The 23347-nt window shown below is 53.5% G+C and carries 25 protein-coding genes and 1 other RNA gene; 16 read left to right on the top strand and 10 right to left on the bottom strand.

What is annotated here, in order from left to right; genetic code table 11:
• Positions 1 to 25: 25 nt before the first annotated feature.
• From lon to P2R09_RS06625, 5 genes are all read left to right on the top strand, one after another.
• Positions 26 to 2380, top strand: coding sequence for an endopeptidase La (lon, locus tag P2R09_RS06645; protein ID WP_003850493.1), 2355 nt, complete (start codon positions 26 to 28; stop codon positions 2378 to 2380).
• A 214-nt stretch (positions 2381 to 2594) separates the two neighbouring features.
• Positions 2595 to 2867, top strand: a complete 273-nt coding sequence (gene hupB / locus P2R09_RS06640) for a nucleoid-associated protein HU-beta (protein ID WP_033731763.1) — start codon at positions 2595 to 2597, stop codon at positions 2865 to 2867.
• Between the two features lie 247 nt (positions 2868 to 3114).
• Positions 3115 to 4983, top strand: coding sequence for a peptidylprolyl isomerase (gene ppiD, locus P2R09_RS06635; protein WP_275768233.1), 1869 nt, complete (start codon positions 3115 to 3117; stop codon positions 4981 to 4983).
• A 140-nt stretch (positions 4984 to 5123) separates the two neighbouring features.
• On the top strand, positions 5124 to 5477 hold the full coding sequence (locus P2R09_RS06630; protein ID WP_275768232.1) for a helix-hairpin-helix domain-containing protein: 354 nt from the start codon (positions 5124 to 5126) through the stop codon (positions 5475 to 5477).
• A 100-nt stretch (positions 5478 to 5577) separates the two neighbouring features.
• On the top strand, positions 5578 to 5976 hold the full coding sequence (locus P2R09_RS06625; protein ID WP_003850485.1) for a YbgC/FadM family acyl-CoA thioesterase: 399 nt from the start codon (positions 5578 to 5580) through the stop codon (positions 5974 to 5976).
• Positions 5977 to 6025: 49 nt separating this feature from the next.
• On the opposite strand, the gene queC is transcribed toward P2R09_RS06625, so the two are convergent.
• Positions 6026 to 6721: a 7-cyano-7-deazaguanine synthase QueC gene (gene queC / locus P2R09_RS06620; protein ID WP_275768229.1), complete on the bottom strand. Its 696-nt coding sequence runs from the start codon at positions 6719 to 6721 to the stop codon at positions 6026 to 6028.
• A gap of 41 nt (positions 6722 to 6762) precedes the next feature.
• Complete coding sequence (locus P2R09_RS06615) at positions 6763 to 8481, bottom strand: SgrR family transcriptional regulator (protein WP_275768228.1); 1719 nt, start codon at positions 8479 to 8481, stop codon at positions 6763 to 6765.
• Positions 8482 to 8572: 91 nt separating this feature from the next.
• Here P2R09_RS06615 and cof point away from each other — a divergent pair, with 91 nt between their 5' ends.
• Positions 8573 to 9394, top strand: coding sequence for an HMP-PP phosphatase (cof, locus tag P2R09_RS06610; RefSeq protein WP_275768226.1), 822 nt, complete (start codon positions 8573 to 8575; stop codon positions 9392 to 9394).
• A 34-nt stretch (positions 9395 to 9428) separates the two neighbouring features.
• On the opposite strand, the gene P2R09_RS06605 is transcribed toward cof, so the two are convergent.
• Positions 9429 to 10463 (bottom strand): PLP-dependent cysteine synthase family protein, encoded by a 1035-nt coding sequence (locus P2R09_RS06605; RefSeq protein WP_008924903.1) that lies wholly within the window; start codon positions 10461 to 10463, stop codon positions 9429 to 9431.
• A 116-nt stretch (positions 10464 to 10579) separates the two neighbouring features.
• Between P2R09_RS06605 and P2R09_RS06600 the strand changes: the two genes are divergently transcribed.
• The 5 genes from P2R09_RS06600 to amtB all read left to right on the top strand — a co-directional run bounded on the left by P2R09_RS06600 (position 10580) and on the right by amtB (position 16520).
• Positions 10580 to 11041, top strand: a complete 462-nt coding sequence (locus P2R09_RS06600) for an Lrp/AsnC family transcriptional regulator (RefSeq protein ID WP_033742960.1) — start codon at positions 10580 to 10582, stop codon at positions 11039 to 11041.
• 24 nt (positions 11042 to 11065) lie between these two features.
• Complete coding sequence (locus P2R09_RS06595; protein ID WP_003850473.1) at positions 11066 to 12835, top strand: SmdA family multidrug ABC transporter permease/ATP-binding protein; 1770 nt, start codon at positions 11066 to 11068, stop codon at positions 12833 to 12835.
• Positions 12828 to 14603, top strand: coding sequence for a SmdB family multidrug efflux ABC transporter permease/ATP-binding protein (locus P2R09_RS06590; protein ID WP_008924906.1), 1776 nt, complete (start codon positions 12828 to 12830; stop codon positions 14601 to 14603). Before P2R09_RS06595 ends, P2R09_RS06590 begins: the two co-directional genes overlap by 8 nt.
• A 257-nt stretch (positions 14604 to 14860) precedes the next feature.
• Positions 14861 to 15199 carry a P-II family nitrogen regulator gene (gene glnK, locus P2R09_RS06585; RefSeq protein ID WP_003850469.1) on the top strand — a complete coding sequence of 113 codons (339 nt, stop codon included), beginning with the start codon at positions 14861 to 14863 and terminating at the stop codon, positions 15197 to 15199.
• 34 nt (positions 15200 to 15233) lie between these two features.
• Positions 15234 to 16520 carry an ammonium transporter AmtB gene (amtB, locus tag P2R09_RS06580; protein ID WP_003850465.1) on the top strand — a complete coding sequence of 429 codons (1287 nt, stop codon included), beginning with the start codon at positions 15234 to 15236 and terminating at the stop codon, positions 16518 to 16520.
• A 49-nt stretch (positions 16521 to 16569) separates the two neighbouring features.
• Here the strand turns inward: amtB and tesB are convergent, their stop codons facing one another.
• Positions 16570 to 17433 (bottom strand): acyl-CoA thioesterase II, encoded by an 864-nt coding sequence (tesB, locus tag P2R09_RS06575; protein ID WP_003850463.1) that lies wholly within the window; start codon positions 17431 to 17433, stop codon positions 16570 to 16572.
• 190 nt (positions 17434 to 17623) lie between these two features.
• Between tesB and P2R09_RS06570 the strand changes: the two genes are divergently transcribed.
• Positions 17624 to 18181, top strand: coding sequence for a YbaY family lipoprotein (locus P2R09_RS06570; RefSeq protein ID WP_008924908.1), 558 nt, complete (start codon positions 17624 to 17626; stop codon positions 18179 to 18181).
• A 30-nt stretch (positions 18182 to 18211) separates the two neighbouring features.
• Here P2R09_RS06570 and P2R09_RS06565 read toward each other — a convergent pair whose 3' ends face one another.
• Entirely contained in the window at positions 18212 to 18529 is a 318-nt protein-coding gene (locus P2R09_RS06565; protein ID WP_275768218.1) for an MGMT family protein, read from the bottom strand.
• A gap of 187 nt (positions 18530 to 18716) precedes the next feature.
• Between P2R09_RS06565 and ffs the strand changes: the two genes are divergently transcribed.
• Positions 18717 to 18813, top strand: an RNA gene (ffs, locus tag P2R09_RS06560) — signal recognition particle sRNA small type.
• A 135-nt stretch (positions 18814 to 18948) separates the two neighbouring features.
• On the opposite strand, the gene P2R09_RS06555 is transcribed toward ffs, so the two are convergent.
• The 3 genes from P2R09_RS06555 to P2R09_RS06545 all read right to left on the bottom strand — a co-directional run bounded on the left by P2R09_RS06555 (position 18949) and on the right by P2R09_RS06545 (position 20067).
• A complete protein-coding gene (locus P2R09_RS06555) occupies positions 18949 to 19164 on the bottom strand; it encodes an HHA domain-containing protein (protein ID WP_003850458.1) in 216 nt (71 codons plus the stop codon).
• A 24-nt stretch (positions 19165 to 19188) separates the two neighbouring features.
• On the bottom strand, positions 19189 to 19566 hold the full coding sequence (tomB, locus tag P2R09_RS06550) for an Hha toxicity modulator TomB (protein ID WP_003850455.1): 378 nt from the start codon (positions 19564 to 19566) through the stop codon (positions 19189 to 19191).
• A gap of 147 nt (positions 19567 to 19713) precedes the next feature.
• A complete protein-coding gene (locus P2R09_RS06545) occupies positions 19714 to 20067 on the bottom strand; it encodes a hypothetical protein (protein ID WP_008924909.1) in 354 nt (117 codons plus the stop codon).
• A 340-nt stretch (positions 20068 to 20407) separates the two neighbouring features.
• Here P2R09_RS06545 and P2R09_RS06540 point away from each other — a divergent pair, with 340 nt between their 5' ends.
• Genes P2R09_RS06540 through P2R09_RS06530 form a run of 3 tightly spaced genes read left to right on the top strand, consistent with a single transcriptional unit; the run spans position 20408 to position 22806 of the window.
• Positions 20408 to 21076, top strand: a complete 669-nt coding sequence (locus P2R09_RS06540) for an ABC transporter ATP-binding protein (protein WP_275768213.1) — start codon at positions 20408 to 20410, stop codon at positions 21074 to 21076.
• Positions 21073 to 21912: a metal ABC transporter permease gene (locus P2R09_RS06535; protein WP_275768211.1), complete on the top strand. Its 840-nt coding sequence runs from the start codon at positions 21073 to 21075 to the stop codon at positions 21910 to 21912. The genes P2R09_RS06540 and P2R09_RS06535 overlap by 4 nt, the downstream gene beginning before the upstream one ends.
• Positions 21913 to 21927: 15 nt before the next feature.
• Positions 21928 to 22806: a metal ABC transporter substrate-binding protein gene (locus P2R09_RS06530; protein ID WP_275768209.1), complete on the top strand. Its 879-nt coding sequence runs from the start codon at positions 21928 to 21930 to the stop codon at positions 22804 to 22806.
• Between the two features lie 45 nt (positions 22807 to 22851).
• On the opposite strand, the gene ykgO is transcribed toward P2R09_RS06530, so the two are convergent.
• Both ykgO and P2R09_RS06520 read right to left on the bottom strand, forming a co-directional pair.
• Entirely contained in the window at positions 22852 to 22992 is a 141-nt protein-coding gene (gene ykgO / locus P2R09_RS06525; protein WP_003850445.1) for a type B 50S ribosomal protein L36, read from the bottom strand.
• 3 nt (positions 22993 to 22995) lie between these two features.
• Positions 22996 to 23256 carry a type B 50S ribosomal protein L31 gene (locus P2R09_RS06520; protein ID WP_275768207.1) on the bottom strand — a complete coding sequence of 87 codons (261 nt, stop codon included), beginning with the start codon at positions 23254 to 23256 and terminating at the stop codon, positions 22996 to 22998.
• Positions 23257 to 23347 lie beyond the last annotated feature (91 nt).

Genomic DNA, 23347 nt, shown 5'->3' with positions numbered 1-23347 from the left:
GGACATTAAACAAAGAGAGAGCTCTATGAATCCTGAGCGTTCTGAACGCATTGAAATCCCCGTGTTGCCGCTGCGCGACGTGGTGGTTTATCCGCACATGGTAATTCCGTTGTTTGTTGGCCGGGAAAAATCAATTCGGTGCCTTGAAGCCGCAATGGATCATGATAAAAAAATCATGCTGGTCGCACAGAAAGAGGCTTCAACGGATGAACCTGGCATTAACGATCTCTTTTCAGTAGGGACCGTTGCCTCAGTATTGCAAATGCTGAAACTGCCGGACGGCACCGTCAAAGTTCTGGTCGAAGGTTTACAGCGCGCCCACATTACGACGCTGGCCGATAACGGTGACCATTTTGTGGCACAAGCTGAATATCTGGTTTCGCCAGAGATCGAAGAGCGCGAGCAGGAAGTGCTGGTGCGCACGGCGATCAATCAGTTTGAAGGCTACATCAAACTCAATAAAAAGATCCCACCAGAGGTTTTAACCTCGCTGAACAACATTGACGATGCGGCCCGCCTTGCCGACACCGTCGCAGCACATATGCCACTGAAACTGGCAGACAAACAGTCTGTGCTGGAGATGTCCGACGTCAACGAGCGTCTGGAATATCTGATGGCGATGATGGAATCTGAAATCGATCTGCTGCAGGTTGAGAAGCGTATTCGCAACCGTGTTAAGAAGCAGATGGAGAAAAGCCAGCGCGAGTACTATCTGAATGAGCAGATGAAGGCGATTCAGAAAGAGCTGGGCGAGATGGACGACGCGCCTGATGAGTACGAAGCGTTAAAACGCAAAATCGACGCGGCAAAAATGCCGGAAGAAGCGCGTGAGAAAGCAGAAGCTGAACTGCAGAAACTGAAAATGATGTCCCCGATGTCCGCTGAAGCCACCGTGGTTCGCGGGTACATCGACTGGATGGTTCAGGTTCCGTGGAACGCGCGCAGCAAAGTGAAGAAAGATCTGCGTAAAGCGCAGGAGACGCTGGATACCGACCATTACGGCCTGGAGCGCGTGAAGGATCGTATTCTTGAGTATCTTGCGGTTCAAAGTCGCGTCAGCAAAATCAAAGGGCCGATTCTCTGCCTCGTCGGACCGCCAGGGGTAGGTAAAACTTCTCTGGGTCAGTCGATCGCGAAAGCGACCGGACGTAAATATGTGCGTATGGCGCTGGGTGGCGTGCGTGATGAAGCAGAAATCCGTGGTCACCGCCGTACTTACATCGGCTCTATGCCGGGTAAATTAATCCAGAAAATGGCGAAAGTGGGGGTTAAAAACCCGCTGTTCCTGCTGGATGAGATCGACAAAATGTCTTCTGACATGCGTGGCGATCCTGCGTCTGCCCTGCTGGAAGTGCTTGATCCTGAGCAGAACATTGCGTTCAACGACCACTATCTGGAAGTCGACTATGACCTCTCTGATGTGATGTTTGTGGCAACGTCGAACTCAATGAACATTCCGGCACCGCTGCTGGATCGTATGGAAGTGATTCGTCTGTCGGGTTACACCGAAGATGAAAAGCTGAATATCGCTAAGCAGCATCTGCTGACTAAGCAGATTGAACGTAATGCCCTGAAAGCCAGCGAAATTACGGTTGAAGACAGCGCGATTGTCGGCATTATCCGTTACTACACCCGTGAAGCCGGTGTGCGTAGCCTTGAGCGTGAGCTGTCGAAGTTGTGTCGTAAAGCGGTGAAATCACTGCTGATGGACAAGACTAAGAAGCACATCACCATCAATGGCGAAAACCTCAAGGACTTCCTGGGCGTACAGCGCTTTGACTATGGCCGTGCTGACAGTGAAAACCGTGTCGGTCAGGTTACTGGCCTGGCCTGGACGGAAGTGGGTGGCGATCTGCTGACCATTGAAACCGCCTGCGTGCCGGGTAAAGGCAAACTGACTTACACCGGTTCTCTGGGTGAAGTGATGCAGGAGTCGATTCAGGCTGCACTGACCGTAGTGCGTGCCCGTGCCGAGAAGCTTGGCATCAATGGTGACTTCTACGAAAAACGTGATATTCACGTTCACGTGCCAGAAGGCGCCACACCGAAAGATGGTCCAAGTGCCGGTATCGCCATGTGTACTGCGCTGGTTTCCTGTCTGACCGGTAACCCGGTTCGTGCAGATGTCGCCATGACCGGTGAGATTACCCTTCGTGGTCAGGTACTGCCGATTGGTGGGCTGAAAGAAAAACTGCTGGCAGCACACCGTGGCGGTATTAAAACTGTGCTGATCCCGGACGACAACAAGCGTGATTTGGAAGAAATTCCACAGAACGTGATTGCCGATCTGGAGATTCATCCGGTGAAACGCATTGAAGAGGTGCTGAATCTGGCACTTGAAAATGCGCCATACGGCATGCAGGTCGCGACAGCAAAATAGTGATTAACGGCATAAACCGTTAAAAAGCGGAGCTGGCAAGGCAATTGGCGCTTGCCAGCTTTTTTTTGTGCCGCTAATTTAGGTGGCTGCCGACGCGACGTTCTCAGAGAAATTACGTTGTTTCGGCGTCACTGGCTTGATATAACTTGCTGCGCGCTCGGACCTGGCTGGATGCAGGGTGCGATGTGAAATAATAAAAGAGGGGATGAATAGAGTGAATAAGTCACAATTGATCGACAAAATTGCTGCCGATGCTGATATTTCTAAAGCTGCTGCAGGACGTGTTTTAGATGCATTTATGGGCTCAGTTTCAGATGCGCTGAAAGAGGGTGATGAAGTGGCTCTGGTGGGTTTCGGCACATTCTCTGTGCGTGACCGCGCTGCACGTACCGGTCGTAATCCGCAAACCGGTAAAGAGATCACCATTCCGGCCGGTAAAGTTCCCGGTTTCCGTGCTGGTAAAGCATTGAAAGACGCTGTCAATTAATAACAACGAATAGATTCATTGACGCATTTTCTTCAGTGGATTAGAGGACGATTAACCCGTTCTCATGTAACATACGGGCACATCAATCTGATGTGCCTTTTTTGTTTTAACCGGTGAGAATCGGGCCGTAAGATGGACCTGGACCGGATTGAGACTGCCAGCTAAGCCTGCAGTTGCGTGAGTCGCCAGTGAGTGGCGAATTGCGACCGAGCTTTACATTCACACTACAGCGGAGTGTTGCCATACCATGATGGACAATTTACGCGCGGCGTCGAACAATGTCGTGCTCAAGATTATTCTGGGACTGATTATGGTCTCCTTTGTGCTGACGGGCGTTGGCAACTATCTGATTGGCGGCAATAACGATTATGCGGCCAAAGTCAATGGTCAGGAGATCAGCCGTGGACAGCTGGAGCAGGCGTTCAACAGCGAACGCAGCCGTCAGCAGCAGATGCTGGGCGACCAGTTCTCGCAGTTGGCCAGCAACGATGGCTACATGCAGCAGATCCGCCAGCAGGCGCTGTCGCAGTTAATCGATCAGGCGCTGCTTGACAGCTATATCAAAGATCTCCACCTCAGCATTAGTGACGAGCAGGTTAAGCAGGCTATCTTCAATCAGCAGGCTTTCCAGACTAACGGCAAATTCGACAATGCGAAATATCTGGCTCTGATCGGCAACATGGGTTTCAGTGCTGACCAGTACGCTGAAGCATTGCGTAAGCAACTTTCTAATCAGCAGCTGATTAATGCCGTTGCTAACACCGATTTCACGCTCAAAGGCGAAGCCAGCAAACTGGTGGACCTGGTTTCACAACAGCGTGACATTCGTCAGGCGACGCTGGACGTCAATGCGCTGGCGGCAAAGCAAACCGTCACCGACGATGAAATCACTCAGTATTATCAGCAGCATAAAACCAGTTTTATGGCGCCGGAACAGTTCCGTGTCAGCTATATCCTGATGGATGCGGCCAGCATGCAGCAGGATGCCAGCGAGGCGGATATTCAGGCCTGGTACGACCAGCATAAAGCAGACTATACACAGCCGCTGCGTACGCGTTACAGCGTGATTCAGACTAAAACTGAAGCGGATGCCAATGCGGTACTGGCCCAGCTGAAAGGTGGCGCCAGCTTCGCGGATGTGGCGAAAGCCAAATCAATCGACCCGATTTCTGCGCGTAAGGGCGGTGATATGGGCTGGCTGGAACCGTCAACGACGCCGGATGAGCTGAAAAATGCGGGTCTGACCCAGAAAGGCCAGATGTCAGGCGTGATCAAATCCTCTGTGGGTTTCCTGGTCGTTCGTCTCGACGATATTCAGCCAGAACAGGTTAAGCCGCTGGATGACGTTCGCAGCGCCATTGCCGCGAAAGTGAAGCAGGAAAAGGGCGTTGATGCCTTCTACAAACTGCAACAGAAAGTCAGCGAAGCAGCCAGCAATGACAATGAGTCACTGGCGGGTGCGGAGCAGGCTTCGGGTCTGAAAGCGAAAGAGACCGGCTGGTTCAGCCAGGATACGCTGCCAGACGCACTGAACTTCGATGCGGTGAAGCAGGCGATCTTTAATGGTGGCCTTGTGGGGCAAAACGGCGCGCCGGGCAACAACTCAGATATCATCACTGTTGATGGCGATCGTGCCTTTGTGCTGCGTATCAGTGAGCACAAGCCAGAAGCGGTAAAACCGCTGGATCAGGTTAATGCGCAGATCACGGACACGCTTAAGCATGATAAAGCGACGCAGCAGGCGAAAGCCCAGGCGGATAAACTTCTGACCGATCTCAAAGCCGGTAAGCAGGATGCGCTGACTGCCGCGGGTCTTACCCTCAGCGCCAGCAAAACTGTTGACCGTAATGCGCAGGATCCTGTTGCACAGGCGGCCTTTAATCTCCCTCAGCCCGCCGAAAATAAACGTTCATGGGGTGTGAGCGAAGATATGCAGGGCAACGTGGTACTGGTGGCGGTTGATAAAGTTAAAACTGGCAGCATGCCGCAGGCGCAGATTGACGAAATGGTCAAAGGCGTCACGCAGAATAATGCACAGCTGACGTTTGAAGCGTTGCTGCAAAACCTGCGTAAAGAAGCCAAAATTAAGTACGGCGCTGCTGCACAAATGCAGTAAGCCTCGCAGAAACAGTGCAACAACAGTAACAATCAAAGGCCGCATTCGCGGCCTTTTCCATTTCTGCAATTCCACTTTTGTGCCTTGTGCGCAGCGGTGACACGCTGTCGCTGCTGTTTACACACAAGGAGAAACACAGCATGGCTAAACCTAAACTCGTTGCCCTTTATCTTTCCCTCGCGCTGAGTGGTGCACTCTGTCACACCAGCGTCTCTGCGGCCTCTGAATCTGCCAGCGACGCTGTCACGCAGAGCGCACTATCCACGTCAAAGCCGGCATCACCATTACAGCCACAGCAGGAGCAGGTCAGTATCAATGATGCGACAGCGGAACAGCTCACTGCCGTCATGAATGGGGTAGGGTTGAAAAAAGCCCAGGCGATTGTGAGCTATCGCGAACAGTACGGGCCCTTTAGCGCAATTCAGCAACTTAGCGAAGTGCCAGGCATTGGCAACGCGTTGATAGAGCGGAATGCGGGCAGGCTGAAATTGTGAGGCAGTACACATCTGTGATGCTTAAGCCGCGCTGAGCAGGCGACTCTGCTAAAGTGAACAGGTCCAACCAGTTAACTTACAGTAGCAGGAGAGCATGACCATGCAGACCACCATAAAAGTGCGCGGCTATCATCTGGATGTCTATCAGCACGTCAACAATGCACGCTATCTTGAGTTTCTTGAGGAAGCTCGCTGGGAATGGCTGGAAGAGGTTGAAGCATTCCACTGGTTGCAGGAACAGAAACTGGCTTTTGTGGTGGTCAACATCAACATCAATTATCGTCGCCCGGCCGTGCTGGGCGACGTACTCACTATCGACAGTGCAATCACGCAGTTGAATGGTAAAAGCGGCATTATTGCGCAGCGGGTTTTGCTGGCAGGTCAGGAAACCGTCGTGGCGGATGCCGCACTCACGTTTGTCTGTATTGATTTGCGGACCCAGAAGGCGGTTGCGCTGGAAGGAGAATTACGCGAGCGACTGATGCGTCTGATGGCATAAACTGGGTAAAGGCGGCAAACGAAATTCTCTGCCGCCACGCCAGAGTGCCTTAACTAAGGCCGCTCTTGGCTTTCATCGCGGCCATTACGCTATCACGATCGTTGAGATACCCCTGCAAGCCATTAGCCCGTAAATGGCAGGCAGCACACTCACCACATCCGTCACCTTTCACGCCGTTATAGCAGGTCAGCGTCTGCTCGCGTACCAGCGAAAGCTGCTGCCAGTAGTCCGCCAGCGCCCAGGTTTCCGCTTTGTTGAGCCACATCAGCGGCGTCTCAAAACGAACCTCGCGCGCCATGCCAAGCGACACCGCATGGTTCAGCGCTTTAACAAACTCATCACGGCAATCGGGATAGCCAGAGAAATCGGTCTCACAGACGCCAGTGATCACCGCTTCCGCTTCAACCTGATAGGCGTAAACCGAGGCCAGCGTCAGAAAGAGAATATTGCGGCCCGGTACGAACGTACTGGGTAAACCACTGGCCTCAGGATTGTAAGCCGGCACCGGAATGTTATCCCGTGTCAGGCTGCTGACGGCGAGTTCGTTCAGCATGGTCACATCCAGCACTTTATGTGCGCGCGCGCCCAGTTTAATGGCCAGATCCCGGGCAACCTCAATCTCTTCCCGGTGGCGTTGTCCATAATCGAACGTGACGCAGTGAACCTCATCATATTGCTCTAAGGCCTGAATCAGACAGGTAGTGGAGTCTTGTCCACCGCTGAAAACTACAACAGCGCGTTTCATGGTGTTTTCCTGGTCATTAATTTTGCGCTTATGGTAATGCCTCAGTCCGCTGCTGAACAGCTGCAAGGCGGATCAATGGGCGGTGGAATCCATGCGCGACTGAAATCGAACCAGCCCAGGGTGTTGAGCTCAATGCCTTCAACGCCAGGCGGTGCGTGGATTTGGTAGCGATAATTAAACAGCGGCAGCAGAACGCCCTCCACCATCAGCTGATGATAAAGCTGGTGAAGCGTGTGAGTACGACTGTTGCTGTCCGCGATCTGCTGAATAGCCAGCAGTTGCGCCTGGACGTCTTCGCCCTGTGATGTGACCCACAGCGGCCGCCATAGCGGATCGCTCTGCAACCAGTTGGCCAATGTAAAGACCGGCGCATCGCCAATCAGTCTGTCACCCATCACGATATCTGCTTCATCAAGTTGCTCGATGCGGTGCCAGTTTTTTACCGGGTGAAACACCACGTTCAGGCTGCAACCGTGCCGTTTTAACAGGGCAACCAGCGCCTGTGACATCTGGTGTAATTCAACCGGTAACTGATAATGCAGCGTCAGTGTCGCCGGCAAGGGGACCGGGACACTATTAATCCGCGGCACATCCCAGCCAGGTAACAGTTCGCTGCTGGGCGTGATTAATCCTTCATCCAGTGGCAACCGGCTGACGATGCCGCTTTGCTGGATTAGCTGAAAAAGCGTACGTGCCTGATCGCGCGTAAATCCGGCTCGTGGTCGGCAGACCAGATAACAGAAGCCCAGACTGATGCTGCTGCTCACCGGTTGTAACGTCCTGAGCTCATTGGCATCCCCTATGGCAATTTGCACCGGATGACGACAGCTACTGCCGAGAGCAGGATCAAACAACTGAGGCGTAATCCAGTACTCAACGGCTTGCAACAGCGGCCGCTGCAGATGCCAGCGGGAATGACTTTCAATCCTGACCAGCTCAGGACTAAAGTGCGCCAGTTTCCATGGGCCGCTGCCAATGACAGCATCATCAGGATGAGGCAACAGGCATAACAGATGGGCAAGGCGATGAGGCAGCCAGAAGTCAGGGCGTCGCAGGATAAACCGCAGCGCAAGCGGATGGGGGGCATCCACGCTAATGACATCAGCCAGCAATACACGCACGCGCGTATCGTGCAACAGCTGACGGAATTGCGTCACCAGTTGTGCGGCCTGCACTGGCTCGTCGTTGTGCCACATTAGCTGAGGCCGTAACCAGAATAACCAGCTACAAGATGCCTCATCATGTTGCCAGTGGTGTGCCAAATCGCCCACCGGCTCATCCTGCTCAAACCGGGTCAGTCCTGAGCAGATCTGGCGCACCAGATGCTGTTCAGCCCGTCCGGCAATCTGGCGCGGCTCAGTGCTTTCCATCGGGCGATAGTAGGGAATGCGCAGAACCGGCGTATCGTTCTGCCACTGACCACCCATGAGTGGCCGCAGCATATTGATCAGCCTTTCCGGTGCCAGATCCAGCAACTGCAAAGCATCCGCCGCCTCTCCGGCATCAAGCTGCCGTTGCAGCAACTGCTGTCGTAATTGTTCGGGCGTTTGCAGAAACGTTAATTGCCCCTGCTTGCCACGGCCTGGCTCGCCATGCCAGCGAAGCCAGCCTGCGTGCTGCCACTGTGACAGCAACGTTCGCAGATGGCGTTCGCTGCAGATACAGTGGCGCGCCATCTCTGCCACGCAGGTCTGCTGAGAGGCGCCCAGACTCTGCTGCCACAGACGTTGAAACTGATTAAGACGATTAAGTTGGCGCATGCTAAACCCGGAACAGTTTTTTTAAAGTATTCACTATTAGTTCCGCAATTAACAGGCAATAGTAAAGCTATCTTTCAGCAGGAGGGGAATCATGGTGCGTTTAGCCGCGTTCGATATGGATGGCACATTGTTGCTGCCGAATCATCAGTTGGGTCAGCAGACTCTGGAGAGTTTGCAGGCATTGCATCTGCGTGGTGTTAATCTCGCGCTTGCAACGGGCCGCCATCTACTGGAAATGCAGATCCTGCGGGAAAAAATGACACTTCCCGCATGGCTGATCACCGGTAATGGCACCCGCGTACACGATCGGTCTGGCAATCTTATCTTCGCACGTGATCTGCCTCCTGCCGTCGCTGAAGAGGTCATCCACCGCCACTGGGATACCACCGCGACAATCCATATTTTCAACAATCAGGGGTGGTTTACCGATCGACCTGCTCCGGAGCTGCTGGTGGCCCATCAGATGAGCGGATTCGGTTATCAACTGTGCGATCTTAAAAAGCTGCCTGCGCATCAGGTGACAAAAATCTGCTTTATTGATCAGCATCAGAATCTGTGTCGGCTAAAGATCTCGCTGGATGCCGCATTGGGCGAGCAGGCTACGGTCTGCTTCTCTGGGGTGGACACGCTGGAGGTCTTGCCCGCTCACTGCAACAAAGGCAGCGCGCTGGCGCTGTTATGTGATCACCTGTCGCTGACAATGGCGGAATGTATGGCGTTTGGTGATGCGATGAACGATCGCGAGATGCTGGCGCAGGTCGGGCAGGGCTTCATCATGGGCAATGCGATGGCGCAGCTGAAAGCCGCACTTCCGCATTTAACCGTATTAGGGCATTGCGAGACACAGGCAGTGTCTCACTATTTAAATCACTGGCTGGCTACACCTGACCTCGCGTATTCCCCCGAATGCTGAGGATTGCCGTGCACCGGACAGGATGTCCGGTTTTTTATTCCAGCTCGCGCTGCCACGGCGTGATATCGCCAATATGTTTTGCTACCCACTCTGGCTGATAGTAGCTATCGGGATAACGTTCGCCACTGTCGCACAGCAGTGTCACCAGCGCCCCTTGCTGATTTGCCGCCCGTAAGCGTTTCGCCACCTGCATCATGCCCCAGAAATTAGTGCCGGTAGAGGCGCCAGGTTTGCGTCCCAGAATTTTTTCCAGTTTCAGCATGGCGGCCAGCGTCGCACCATCCGGCACTTTTATCATTTCATCGATCACGTCAGGCATAAACGAGGGTTCTACCCGTGGACGGCCAATCCCCTCGATCATGCTGCCGCGTGTGCTGGTCAGAGTGGCATCACGCTGCCTCCAGTAGTCGAAAAAGACAGAATGCTGCGGATCCACCACCAGCATTTTCGTTTCCAGTCCCTGGTAACGAATATAGCGGCCCAGGGTCGCTGAAGTGCCGCCGGTGCCTGCACTCATGATGACAGTATGGGGAATGGGATAGGGTTCATGCTGCATCTGACGAAAGATGCTCTCTGCAATGTTGTTATTGCCACGCCAGTCTGTCGCGCGTTCAGCGTAAGTAAACTGATCCATAAAATGGCCATTCAGCTGCCGCGCCAGCCGTTCAGACTCTGCGTAAAGCTGGCAGGGATCTTCGACAAAATGGCACTGTCCGCCATAAAACGCGATCTGCTCAATTTTACGCTTCGCTGTACTGGCGGGCATCACTGCAATAAACGGCAGGCCCAGCAGCCTTGCGAAGTACGCCTCAGAAACGGCAGTGCTGCCTGACGAGGCTTCTATAATCGGCGTATCCTGTTTAATCCAGCCATTAGAAAGGCCGTAAAGAAACAGAGATCGTGCCAGCCGATGTTTAAGACTGCCACTGGGATGGGTGCTCTCATCTTTCAGATAGAACCAGATGCCGGGAAAATCCGCCAGATCGAACCGGATCAAGTGGGTCTCTGCCGATCGTTGAAAGTCAGCATTAATTTCGTTGATAGCGTGACGAATCCAGCAAGTGTGCATCTCAGGCGTCCGATAAAAAATAATGAGACTATTTTATGGCACGTGCAGGAAAAAGAGATTGCAATATTACCGCTAAAATCGCGGTAATGGAGAAAATGATTCTCTCGGAGCCCCGAATGTTAGATAAAACTGACCTCAAATTGCTCGCGCTACTGCAGCAGGACTGTACCCTGTCACTGCAGGCATTGGCGGATGCCGTCAACCTTACCACCACACCCTGCTGGAAGCGCCTTAAAAAACTGGAAGATGATGGCATTATTCGCGCTCGGGTAGCGTTGCTGGATGGTGATAAAATCGGACTGTCACTGACGGCATTTATGTTTGTGAAAACCCAGCAGCACAGCCGCGACTGGTATCAGACTTTTGTCTCCGTAGTGAGTAGCATGCCGGAGGTCATGGCCTTTTATCGCATGGCAGGCGAGTATGATTACCTGCTGCGCATTCAGGTGGCCGATATGAAAAGCTATGATGCTTTTTACAAGCGAGTCGTCAATGGGGTGCCCGGCCTGATTGATGTGACGTCCAGCTTCGCCATGGAAGAGATTAAATACACCACGGCTTTACCTGTCGCCCTCTGAGGGCCTGAGATTGAGAGCAGCGTTGTGCGATTATTCAGTCAGTTAAGTTGGTATTTCCTGCGGGAGTGGCGGCGCTATCTGGGCGCGGTCATCCTGCTTATTGTTATTGCTATTCTGCAGTTGCTGCCGCCGCATGTTGTCGGCGTGATTGTCGATGGTGTAACACGTGACAACATGAGTTCAAGCCGCATCATGATGTGGATTGGGATCATGCTGGCAACGGCAATAGTGGTCTATCTGCTGCGCTATGTCTGGCGCGTCCTGTTGTTTGGTGCCTCCTACCAGCTGGCGGTTGAACTGCGCGAAGATTTTTATCGCCAGTTAAGTCGTCAGCAACCGGCATTTTACCTGCGTCACCGCACCGGCGACCTGATCGCGCGCGCCACCAACGACGTGGACCGCGTGGTGTTTGCGGCCGGAGAAGGGGTACTGACGCTGGTCGATTCGCTGGTGATGGGATGTGTGGTGTTGCTGGTGATGAGTACTCAGATCAGCTGGCAACTGACGCTGCTGGCGCTGGTACCGATGCCGATTATGGCTATCGTGATCCATCGTTACGGTAATCAGTTGCACCACCGCTTTAAGCTGGCACAGGCGGCCTTCTCCAGCCTCAACGATCAGACGCAGGAGAGCCTGACCAGCATCCGGATGATCAAAGCTTTTGGTCTGGAACAGCATCAGTCGCAGCAATTTTCCGACATCGCCCGCGATACCGGGGAAAAAAACCTGCGTGTAGCACGAGTCGATGCCCGTTTCGATCCCACAATCTACATCGCGATCGGTTTCTCAAACCTGCTGGCGATTGGCGGCGGCAGCTGGATGGTGTGGCATGATCAGATGACGCTGGGACAGCTCACCAGCTTTGTGATGTATCTCGGCCTGATGATTTGGCCAATGCTGGCGCTGGCGTGGATGTTTAATATTGTCGAACGCGGCAGCGCCGCCTGGAGCCGCATCGGTGCGCTGCTGGCAGAAGCGCCAGCGGTGGAAGATGGCGATAAATCGTTACCCCCTCAACCCGGCATGCTGCAGGTCGCTATTCGCGCCTTTCACTATCCGGCCAGCACGGGTCCGGTGCTAAGCGATATCATCTTCCAGTTGAAACCCGGTGAGATGCTGGGACTGTGCGGGCCAACCGGCAGTGGCAAAAGCACACTGCTCAGCCTGATTCAGCGTCACTTTGATATTCAGCAGGGTGACATCCGCTACCATCAGATCCCGCTGCCGCAGTTACGGCTGGACAGCTGGCGCAGCCGTCTGGCCGTAGTCAGCCAGACACCGTTCCTGTTCTCAGACAGTGTGGCGAACAATATTGCATTGGGGAAACCGGGCGCAACCCAGCTGGAGATAGAACGTGCAGCTATGCTGGCCTGTGTTCATGACGATATCCTGCGTCTGCCGCAGGGTTATGAAACGGAAGTCGGGGAGCGCGGCGTCATGCTGTCCGGTGGACAGAAGCAGCGTCTTTCAATTGCCAGGGCACTCCTGCTGAATGCCGAAATCCTGATTCTGGACGACGCACTTTCTGCAGTGGATGGACGTACCGAACACGAAATCCTGCATAATCTGCGCATCTGGGGGCAGGGGAAAACACTGATTATCAGCGCACACCGCCTGTCGGCGCTGACAGAAGCCAGTGAAATTCTGGTGCTGCAACAGGGCAGTGTGATGCAGCGAGGCGATCACGATGCGCTGGCCAGCAGTGCTGGCTGGTATCGTGATATGTACCGGTATCAGCAACTCGAAGCGGCACTGGATGATGATGAAAATGAGAAAGGAGTGCCGCATGGCTAAGTCTGCACGCTTGTGGCCAACCCTGAAGCGTCTGCTGAGCTACGGCAAGCCATGGCGCAAATCTCTGTCGCTGGCGGTTGGCATGCTCTGGATTGCTGCCGCAGCGGAAGTGACCGGCCCGGTGCTGGTCAGCTATTTTATTGATAATCTGGTGGCGAAGCATCAGATGCCCTGGGGTATCGTTGCCGGACTGGTGGTGAGTTTTATCCTGCTTCAGTTACTGGCCGCCGGGCTGCACTACTGGCAGGCGCTGTTATTCAACCGTGCCGCGATTGGCGTGGTCCAGCAGTTGCGCTGTGACGTGATGAATGCAGCACTCTGTCAGCCGCTGAGCGCCTTTGATACCCAGCCGGTCGGTCAAATCATTTCGCGTGTGACGAACGACACCGAAGTCATCCGCGATCTCTACGTCACGGTGGTCTCCACTGTGCTGCGCAGTGCTGCACTCGTTGGTGCCATGATGGTAGCGATGTTCAGCCTTGACTGGCGTATGGCACTGGTGGCGATGATGATCTTCCCGCTGGTACTGATAGTCATGTTTATCTATCAGCGCTACAGCACGCCGATTGCCCGACGGGTTCGTAGTTATCTGGCAGACATTAACAACGGCTTTAACGAAGTGATCAGCGGCATGAGCGTGATTCAGCAGTTTCGCCAGCAGGCGCGATTTGGTGAGCGTATGGGCGAAGCGAGTCGCTCCCACTATCTGGCGCGAATGGAGACGCTGCGTCTTGATGGCTTTCTGCTGCGCCCTCTGTTGAGCCTGTTTTCAGCGATGGTACTGTGTGGGTTGCTGATCCTGTTCAGCTTCTCGGTGCCTGGCGTGTTTGAAGTCGGGGTGTTGTATGCCTTTATTACTTACCTGGGCCGCCTGAATGAGCCGCTGATTGAGCTGACCACGCAGCAATCGATGCTGCAACAGGCGGTGGTTTCTGGTGAGCGTATTTTCGAGCTGATGGATGCTACGCAGCAGCAATATGGCATCGACCCGCAGCCACTGGCTTCAGGTCGTATCACCCTGAACAATCTCAGTTTTGCCTACCGTGAAAACCGCGATGTACTCAGTGATATCAATCTTGACGTCGCACCGCGTGAATTCGTGGCACTGGTGGGCCATACCGGCAGCGGCAAGAGTACTCTGGCTAATTTGCTGATGGGCTACTACCCGGTGACGCGCGGCGAAATCCGGATTGATGACCGGCCTATTGGTGACCTGAGTCATGCCGTGCTGCGACACGGTATCGCGATGGTGCAGCAGGATCCGGTCGTACTGGCCGATACGCTGCTGGCCAATGTCCGGCTGGGCCGCGACATCAGTGAAGAGGCTGTCTGGCAGGTGCTCCAGCAGGTACAGCTGGCGCCACTGGCGCAGGCTTTACCAGAGGGAATTCATACCCGGCTGGGCGAGCAGGGCAATAATTTGTCGGTCGGACAGAAGCAGCTGCTGGCGCTGGCCCGGGTACTGGTTGATCTGCCGCAGATACTTATCCTCGACGAGGCAACAGCCAATATCGACTCCGGTACCGAACAGGCGATTCAGCAGACACTTGCGACGCTTCGTCAGCACAGTACGCTGGTGGTGATTGCGCACCGACTATCAACGATTGTGGAAGCGGACAAGATTCTGGTGCTTCATCGCGGTCGTGTGGTGGAGCAGGGTACCCATCAGCAACTGCTGGCGATGCAGGGACGCTACTGGCAGATGTATCAGCTACAACAGGCAGGTGAAAATCTGGCGTCGGGCGTGCCTGTAACATCTGAAGGTTGAGCTGCACCTTTTTTGAGCATGTTTATCAGAATAATCTGTACAAATGCACTCCTTTGACGCCTTAAGCACCAAAGGAGTGCAGTCCCTGGCAGTATTCCCCTTCATCCAGGCTTCAGGTTTCCGCTACGGTTAAAACCATGCCTTGCCGCGTCTCGCCTGACTCACTGATTAACGTCAGTTTTACACTCTGGCACAGGCTTTGCTTATATCCCTTCGTGTCCATAAACGTTACCAATTTACTCGCTGGAGGGGATCCAATGAAGCTGGTCACCGTCGTAATTAAGCCATTCAAGCTGGAGGATGTACGTGAAGCTTTATCCTCTATCGGCATTCAGGGACTGACCGTCTCCGAAGTGAAGGGGTTTGGCCGTCAGAAAGGCCATGCAGAGCTTTATCGTGGCGCAGAATACAGCGTAAATTTCCTGCCAAAAGTCAAAATTGATATCGCGATTGCCGATGATCAGCTGGACGAAGTGGTGGATGTCATCAGTAAAGCGGCTTACACCGGCAAAATTGGCGACGGTAAGATTTTCGTGGCTGAACTGCAGCGCGTCATCCGTATTCGTACCGGCGAGACCGACGAAGCCGCTCTGTAATCAAGACTCAGTACTGTGATGGGATGGAATAAAAATGAATAAAATGTTAGCTAAGTTGGGCCTCACCAGCCTGGCACTGTTACCCTCACTCGCGATGGCTGCGCCTGCCGTTGCGGACAAGGCTGATAACGCATTTATGATGATTTGCACCGCGCTGGTGCTGTTTATGTCAATTCCAGGTATCGCGCTGTTTTACGGTGGTCTGATTCGCGGCAAAAACGTTCTGTCGATGCTGACCCAGGTCGCGGTGACCTTCTCGCTGGTTTGCGTATTGTGGGTGGTCTACGGCTACTCCCTGGCGTTCAGTGAAGGCAATGCTTTCTTTGGTGGCTTTGGCTGGGCCATGCTGAAAAACATTCAACTTACCGCCGTAATGGGCAGTTTCTATCAGTATATCCACGTCGCTTTCCAGGCCTCATTTGCCTGTATCACCGTGGGCCTGATTGTCGGTGCGATAGCTGAACGTATCCGCTTCTCTGCAGTACTGATTTTTGTCGGTGTCTGGCTGACGCTCTCCTATTTACCTATCGCGCACATGGTGTGGGCGGGCGGTTTCCTGGCTCAGGATGGTGCGCTGGACTTTGCTGGCGGTACAGTAGTGCATATTAACGCCGCAGTAGCGGGTCTGGTGGGCGCTTATCTGGTAGGCAAACGTGCTGGTTTTGGTAAAGAGGCCTTTAAGCCACACAACCTGCCAATGGTCTTCACCGGCACCGCGATTCTTTATGTTGGCTGGTTCGGCTTCAACGCCGGTTCTGCGTCTGCAGCAAATGAAATCGCGGCATTGGCCTTCCTGAATACCGTCGTCGCAACCGCGGGCGCAGTCCTGGCATGGACCTTTGGCGAGTGGGCGGTACGTGGTAAGCCTTCTCTGTTGGGTGCCTGTTCAGGCTTTATTGCCGGTCTGGTAGCGATTACCCCAGCCTGTGGTTACGTTGGCGTGGGCGGATCCTTGATCATCGGTCTGGTTGGCGGCCTGGCAGGATTGTGGGGTGTGACCACCCTGAAGAAATGGCTGCGTGTGGATGATCCCTGCGATGTGTTCGGCGTACACGGCGTCTGTGGAATTGTAGGCTGTATTCTGACTGGCGTGTTTGCTTCCTCTTCACTGGGCGGCGTGGGCTATGCACAGGGCGTTACCATGGGCCATCAGGTCTGGGTGCAGCTGTTCAGCGTGGGCCTGACTATCGTCTGGTCGGGTGTTGTCGCCTTTATCGGCTTTAAGCTGGCTGACCTGATTGTTGGTCTGCGTGTACCGGAAGAGCATGAGCGTGAAGGTCTGGACGTAAACAGCCACGGCGAGAACGCTTACAACCAGTAATCTGTCAGTACGGAAAAGATGAATCGGGGGCGAGAAATCGCCCCTTTTTTTATTCGCTGCGCTGACGCATCACGCCTTCCTGAACCGTCGACGCCACCAGCACACCTTGCTGATTGTAAAACTCACCCCGGACAAAACCGCGTGCGCCAGAAGCCGAGGTACTGACCACACTGTAGAGCAGCCATTCAGTGAAGTCGAACGGGCGGTGGAACCACATGGAATGGTCGATCGTGGCGACCTGCATGTCCGGTTCTAAAAAGCCTTTACCGTGCGGCTGAAGCGCGACCGGCAGGAAATTGAGATCGGAAGCATAGCCGAGCAGGTACTGGTGAATACGTAAGTCGTCAGGCAGTGGGCCAGTGGCACGGATCCAGACCTGGCGCTCAGGCTTAGCCACATGTCCCCGCAACGGGTTGTGAATCTGCACCGGACGGATCTCCAGCGGACGTTCAGCAATGAATTTCTCGCGTAGCTTTTCTGGCAGAAGATGTGCCATTTTCTGCGCCATCGCCTGCTCAGTTAACAGGTTTTCAGGCCCGACGACTTCAGGCATCGGATTTTGATGTTCAAATCCGCTTTCCGGCGACTGAAACGATGCGGTCATGTAAAAAATCGGCTGTCCATTCTGAATGGCACTTACCCGCCGGGCACTGAAACTTTTGCCATCACGCAGCGTTTCAACATCATAGATAATCGCTTTCTGGCTATCGCCGGGTCGCAAAAAGTAGCTGTGGAAAGAGTGGATAACGCGATCTGGCGGGACGGTTTGCTTAGCGGCATAAAGGGCCTGACCGACCACCTGACCGCCAAAAACCTGGCGCAGACCCAGATCTTCGCTCTGGCCGCGATATAAACCCTCTTCGAGTTTTTCCAGATTTAACAGATTCAGCAGATTTTGCAGTGCCTGACTCATGGCGCATTCCTCAATAAAGTGACCTGCTCAGTGTGAAAGATCGGACCAGTTGACGTCAATCAGACTTTCCGCTTTAGCTGAGCCAGGCAAAATTTCATTTTTGTGCCAACATTAAGGACATACGGCGAGTGAAACGCTGTAAGCAGGATTCGCTGCCGACAATCATTTTGATCAAATGGAGACGACATCAATGAAACTCAGGCATGTGTGTAGTGGTGTAATTATGGCGCTTGCTGTTGCGGGATGCGCCGATAAGAGTAAACCCGTTCCGACCCCCACTCTGGGTTCTGCGGTTGCAGGCCAGACCGCGGCAATTGCGCAGCCTAACGTAAGTGGCTCTGTATTTATCCGCCAGCGCATTGCGCTGCCGCCGGATGCGGTGTTAACGGTAACCCTGTCTGATGCCTCTGTATCCGACGCACCATCAAAAGTGCTGTCGCAGCGCGTGGTGCGTACTGAAGGTAAACAGGCACCTTTCCAGTTCGTGCTGCCGTTTAACCCGGCCGACATCCAGCCTAATGCGCGCATTCTGTTAAGCGCAGCGATCTCAATCGACGGCAAACTGGCTTTTGTCACTGAAGGCGTGAAGCCGGTGATCAACCAGGGTGGCACTAAAGCTGAACTGCTGCTGGTACCCGTGCCGTCAATGGCGATGCCAACCCAGCCGGGCGCAGCGACCACCGTTCCTTCGACCTCACCGACTCAGGTGACGCCGTCTGCAGCTGTTCCTGCACCAACCCATATTTAATCACTTTTCGGGGCGACCTTGTCGCCCCTTTTACTGCCTGAAATCCCAGCGATACGTTCCGATATCAAGCTGTCCCTCATCACTTACCTCTATGCCTTCGGCTTCCAGTGCATCGCGCTGTCTGAACAGACGGTCGCCCTGCAGTGAAATTTTACCGTGACGATTGACGACGCGATGCCAGGGAAGGGTAGTGCCTTCAGGTAACCGACTGAGCACGCCGCCGACCTGGCGTGCCGCCCGCGGAGAACCGGCCAGCAGCGCCACATCGCCATAGGTAGTGACATGGCCATACGGAATAGCGGCAACAATTTGCCAGATGCGTTGCTGGAAGGTGTCAGGCTGTTCCATGTGTTTATTTCATCCGCTTATTTCATCAGGAATAAGGTCTTAACTTTAGCATGGGGAGAAAGCAGTGAAAGCGTTATAACGGCGGTTGTTCAAGAAAACAACGGTTGTCCCGACTACGCTTGCAATTGCACCCTCCTTCCCAGATAATGCCCCCGCTCTCGTAAAGAGGGCTTGTCAATGGGGGCCCTGTTGGTTCTCCCGCAATGCTAGCTTGTGAACTCGGTCAGATCCGGAAGGAAGCAGCCGTAGCAGGTGACGCGTGTGCCGGGATGTAGCTGGCAGGGCCCCCACCACTTTCTCCCTCGCAATATCCCTTCACAGAAACTGCAGACAGGCAAAACCCGCCTGGCCGATTGGTTTGACGGCAGGCAGGAATATCCGGTACTAAAAAATGTAAAGCTAAGTACTAATCAATAAAACTAGCGGACAAATTTCCAGACTGAACCCGGGACTTTATCGTAAAGCTTGTTCATCGTCAGTTCTGCCAGACGATGGTCAGCTGCCGAGTAAAATACCGCTAACTCATCTTCAGGTAATTCATACTTATTTTTTTCAATGACCCTTTCCAGGGTATCCAGTGAACGGCAACGCCGTAGTCGCATCAAATAATCAGTTTTAGTCAGGGTTTTGTTCATAAATAAACCGTTCTCATGTCTGTACTATAATGAATGGCTCGGTTGCTGGAGAAAAGCGCACTCTTCAGTGAACAGATTAAATAAGCGTTTAGCTGAACGTTGCCACCGTTGAAGATCCGGACTATTGACACCATAGTTGCTGAATAACATAAAGGTATCATCAAGATATTCATCGATTTGCGAAATCAGCGCTTCATCTTCAACGTGCTTAATTTTGTAATTCATGGTGAAAGAGGCGATGTGCTCAATCAAATCGTTAAGCTGCAGATTGCTTTCAGAAGTGGGATCATTTACCCAGCCATGATGGCTGTCGGTTAATGTTGCCATGCTGTCGTCAAACAGGCTTTCACATAGGTATTTAAGCTGGGCAATATCATGCCGTTTCGGTGAGTATTCGTCCATCTTTTTCCCCTCCATAGCTAGCACAGTTGCCGCAGGGCAGCGAGTCACGATAACGCCGCCGGGAAGCGATTATTCGGGCAGTTATTAAACGGGATATCTTAAAGATAGTGTAAAACCATTAGTTCTGCTCACCTCCATTACTAAATATTACAATTCATCGCTGGGGGAGGGTTGGGCATTGTCAATCGCATCAAACTCAAGTGCACCGGGCACAATGCGAAACTTCACCTGCTCCGATTGCGTTACTGTTTCATTTAAATCCTGACAAGGACTAAATAAATTCCAGTCAAAATCGTAAAGTAATTTAAAACTATCCAGATCCTGATATTCAACACAAATAATTTTTAAACTGCCAGGAACTAACTGCGCATTCTGCGAATACCAGCGTAAATCCCCTACCAGCAAATCTGTTATTTTGAGAATATTCCGCTGAACAATCTCCGCTAATTTTGCGCAGTCTGATTCGCCCACAGCAATATCACATTCAATTCGTGACAACATATCTGGTCCGCTTATAACCGTCAATAAACCTATCATTGGATTTCTGCAACCAGTTTGCAAGCCAGCAGAGCACAAAACCGTTAATTATTAACCTGCGCCAGTGGTGTGAGCAGCCTGCATCGCATGTCTGCGACTGCCAGTGACACCTGGCGTTATTTATCTTTTGATACACATTCGCGCATAGATGCAGCAACAATATCCGATATATTATTGTTATGTTATAACATATTGGTGAAGTGATGCGTCAGAGTGGATTACTTATGTCATTAGGTGGGCGACTGGCTATCGCACTGCTGTTCATTGCGCTGCTTGCTGTGGCGATAAAATGGGGGATCAGCGCATGATTCGGTTCAACGCACTTCGCGCGGGCTATCAGGGACAGGCTGTTACCCCCGCCATCAACGGTCAGCTCAGCGCTGGCTCGATGACAGCCCTGGTCGGCGCGAATGGTAGCGGCAAATCAACACTGTTAAAAACCATCGCGGGCTTGCTGCCACCGATAGCGGGGCGCTGCGAGCTGCAGGTTTCGCGGCGGGCTATTGGCTGGATGCCACAGCGTACTGAACTGGAGACGCGCTTTCCCCTGACGGTATTTGAACTGGTTTCAATTGGCTGCTGGCCTCGCTGCGGCTGGTTCGGCGGCATCAACCGTGAACTGCGTCGGGAAATCTGGCAGGCGCTGGAGGCGGTTCAGATGCGTGATTATGCAGATGCGCAGCCCGCGACCTTATCGGGCGGACAGCTTCAGCGCGTCTTGTTTGCGCGGCTGATGATGCAGCGCAGCCAGCTCTGGCTACTGGATGAGCCTTTTAACGGCATTGATAGTCAGACGGTAACATTACTGATGTCGATACTGGAACAGCAACAGCAGGCTGGAACAACGCTGCTGGTGGTGCTGCACGACCGTCCACTGGTCGCTCGCTACTTCAGTAATGTGATGTCGATGGATGATACGGAGGTCAGTTGCACCTGGCTCCCTGATCCCCCTCTGCGGAGTTATGCGCCGTGACGTTGATACAGCCTTTTATTGAGTTTGGGTTTATGCGGCGCGCACTGGTTGCCTGCGTCGCGCTGGCTATCAGTGCCACGCCACTCGGCGTTTTTCTTTCGCTGCGCCGTATGAGTCTGATTGGCGATGCGTTATCACATGCTGTGTTGCCGGGGGCGGCTATTGGCTATCTGATCTCCGGACTGTCACTGGTCGCGATGGGTATCGGCGGCCTGATCGCAGGTTTAGCCGTGGCGCTGCTCTCGGGCGCGGTTAGTCGATACACGCCCTTAAAAGAGGATGCCAGTTTTGCCGGGTTTTACCTCGGTTCGCTGGCGCTGGGCGTCACGCTGGTCTCGCTGCGCGGCTCAAGCGTGGATCTGCTGCACGTACTGTTTGGCTCGCTGCTGGCGGTGGACAATGCTGCACTGTTGCTGGTCGGTGGCATCGCCGCCTTTACGCTGATTATGCTGGCGATCATTTATCGTCCGCTGGTCATCGATGCCTTTGACAGTGACTTCCTGCGGGCGCAGGGAAAATGGAGTGCACCGCTGGTGCATGGTCTGTTTTTAATGCTGGTGGTGCTGAATCTGGTGGCAGGCTTTCAGGTGCTGGGCACGCTGATGTCGGTGGGATTAATGATGCTGCCTGCTGCCAGCGCCCGTTTCTGGAGCCGCCATCTTGCCGCGATGCTGGCTATCGCCATTTTCATGGCAATGATTTCAGCCCTGGCTGGCCTGATGCTCTCCTGGCACTTTTCATTACCGGCCGGTCCCGCTGTGGTGCTGAGCGCCGCCATGCTGTTTTTTTTCTCCATTCTTGCAGGGCCATGCGGCGGGATTTTGCGCCGCCATTAATCTTAAGGGGTATCTATGAAAAAATTACCGGTTAGCCTGGCGCTCGCTGCGCTGTTTGCCACGCCATTTGCAATGGCAAAAACGGTGGATGTCGTGGCCAGTTTTACTGTGCTGGCAGATATCGTCAAACAGGTCGGCGGCGATCATGTCAACGTAAAAAGTCTGGTGGGACCGAATGGCGATCCCCATACGTTTGAGCCGACGCCACAGGACAGCCAGGCGCTGGCGAAGGCCGATCTGGTGTTTGTCAGCGGACTGGGACTGGAAGGGTGGATGGATCGCCTGGTCAGCGCGTCGGGATATCGCGGGCAGCCCGTGGTCGCTTCAACGGGTGTGACTACGCGCAGCATGGAGGAGGAGGGCAAAACGGTGACCGATCCACACGCCTGGAACAGCATGCAGAACGGCGTTATCTACGCGACCAACGTGATGAATGCGCTGGTCAAAGCCGACCCTGAAGACGCGCCAGCAATCCGCAAGCGTGGGCAGAATTACATACAGCAACTGCAGGCGCTGGATAGCTGGGCAAAAACGGCCTTTGATGCTGTGCCTGCCGACAAGCGTAAAGTGCTGACCAGTCACGATGCGTTTGGTTACTTTGGACAGCGATATGGCGTAACGTTTCTGGCACCCGTCGGATTCTCAACTGAAGCAGAAGCGAGTGCCAGCAACGTGGGGAGCTTAATCAACCAGCTCAAACAGCAGCACATTAACCGCTATTTCATCGAGAATCAGACGGACCCGCGGTTAGTGAAACAGATAGCCAGCGCGACCGGTGCTGAGCCAGGTGGTGAGCTCTATCCGGAAGCCTTATCCACGGCTTCTGGCCCGGCGGCGACTTATCAGGCGGCCTTTAAACATAACGTGAATGCGATGCTGAAGAGTATGCAATAGGCATAAAAAAGGCCGGGCGAGCCCGGCCAGTCATCACGACACAAACTAGCGTTTCTTCTTCCTTCCCTGTACAGCTTTAAAGCGTGGATTTGTTTTACAGATAACGTAAACACGGCCTTTGCGGCGGACTACCTTACAATCCCGATGGCGATTTTTGGCGGAGCGCAGTGAGCTTAATACCTTCATGAGTTACCTCTTCTTTGCGGTCAGGAAAGAACCGAAACGCTGGTTAAAGCGTGCGGTGCTGCCTTCTTTAGCAAAATCTTTCTGTTTGCCGGTGTAGAAAACATGCGAGGCGGATGACACGTCCAGGGTGACGTAGGGCAGTGTTTCGCCTTCGAACTCAACTGTGCGATCGGTTTTTATGGTGGATCCGATTTTGAACCACACATCAGCGGATGTGTCATGGAAGACCACGTGACGATAGTGAGGATGAATATTCGCTTTCATAATGCACGCCTATGTAATGTTATAATATAACATTATTATGCGCCGCACTTTTCAGCATTGCAACTGCCAGCGCATTATTAAAAGCAGAGGA

Origin of the sequence: Pantoea sp. Cr_R13 (genome assembly GCF_029222565.1) — a bacterium.
GTDB classification, from domain to species: Bacteria; Pseudomonadota; Gammaproteobacteria; order Enterobacterales; family Enterobacteriaceae; genus Pantoea; species Pantoea eucalypti.
Note: the sequence above shows the minus strand (reverse complement) of the source record. Positions and strands in the feature narration are given on the sequence as shown.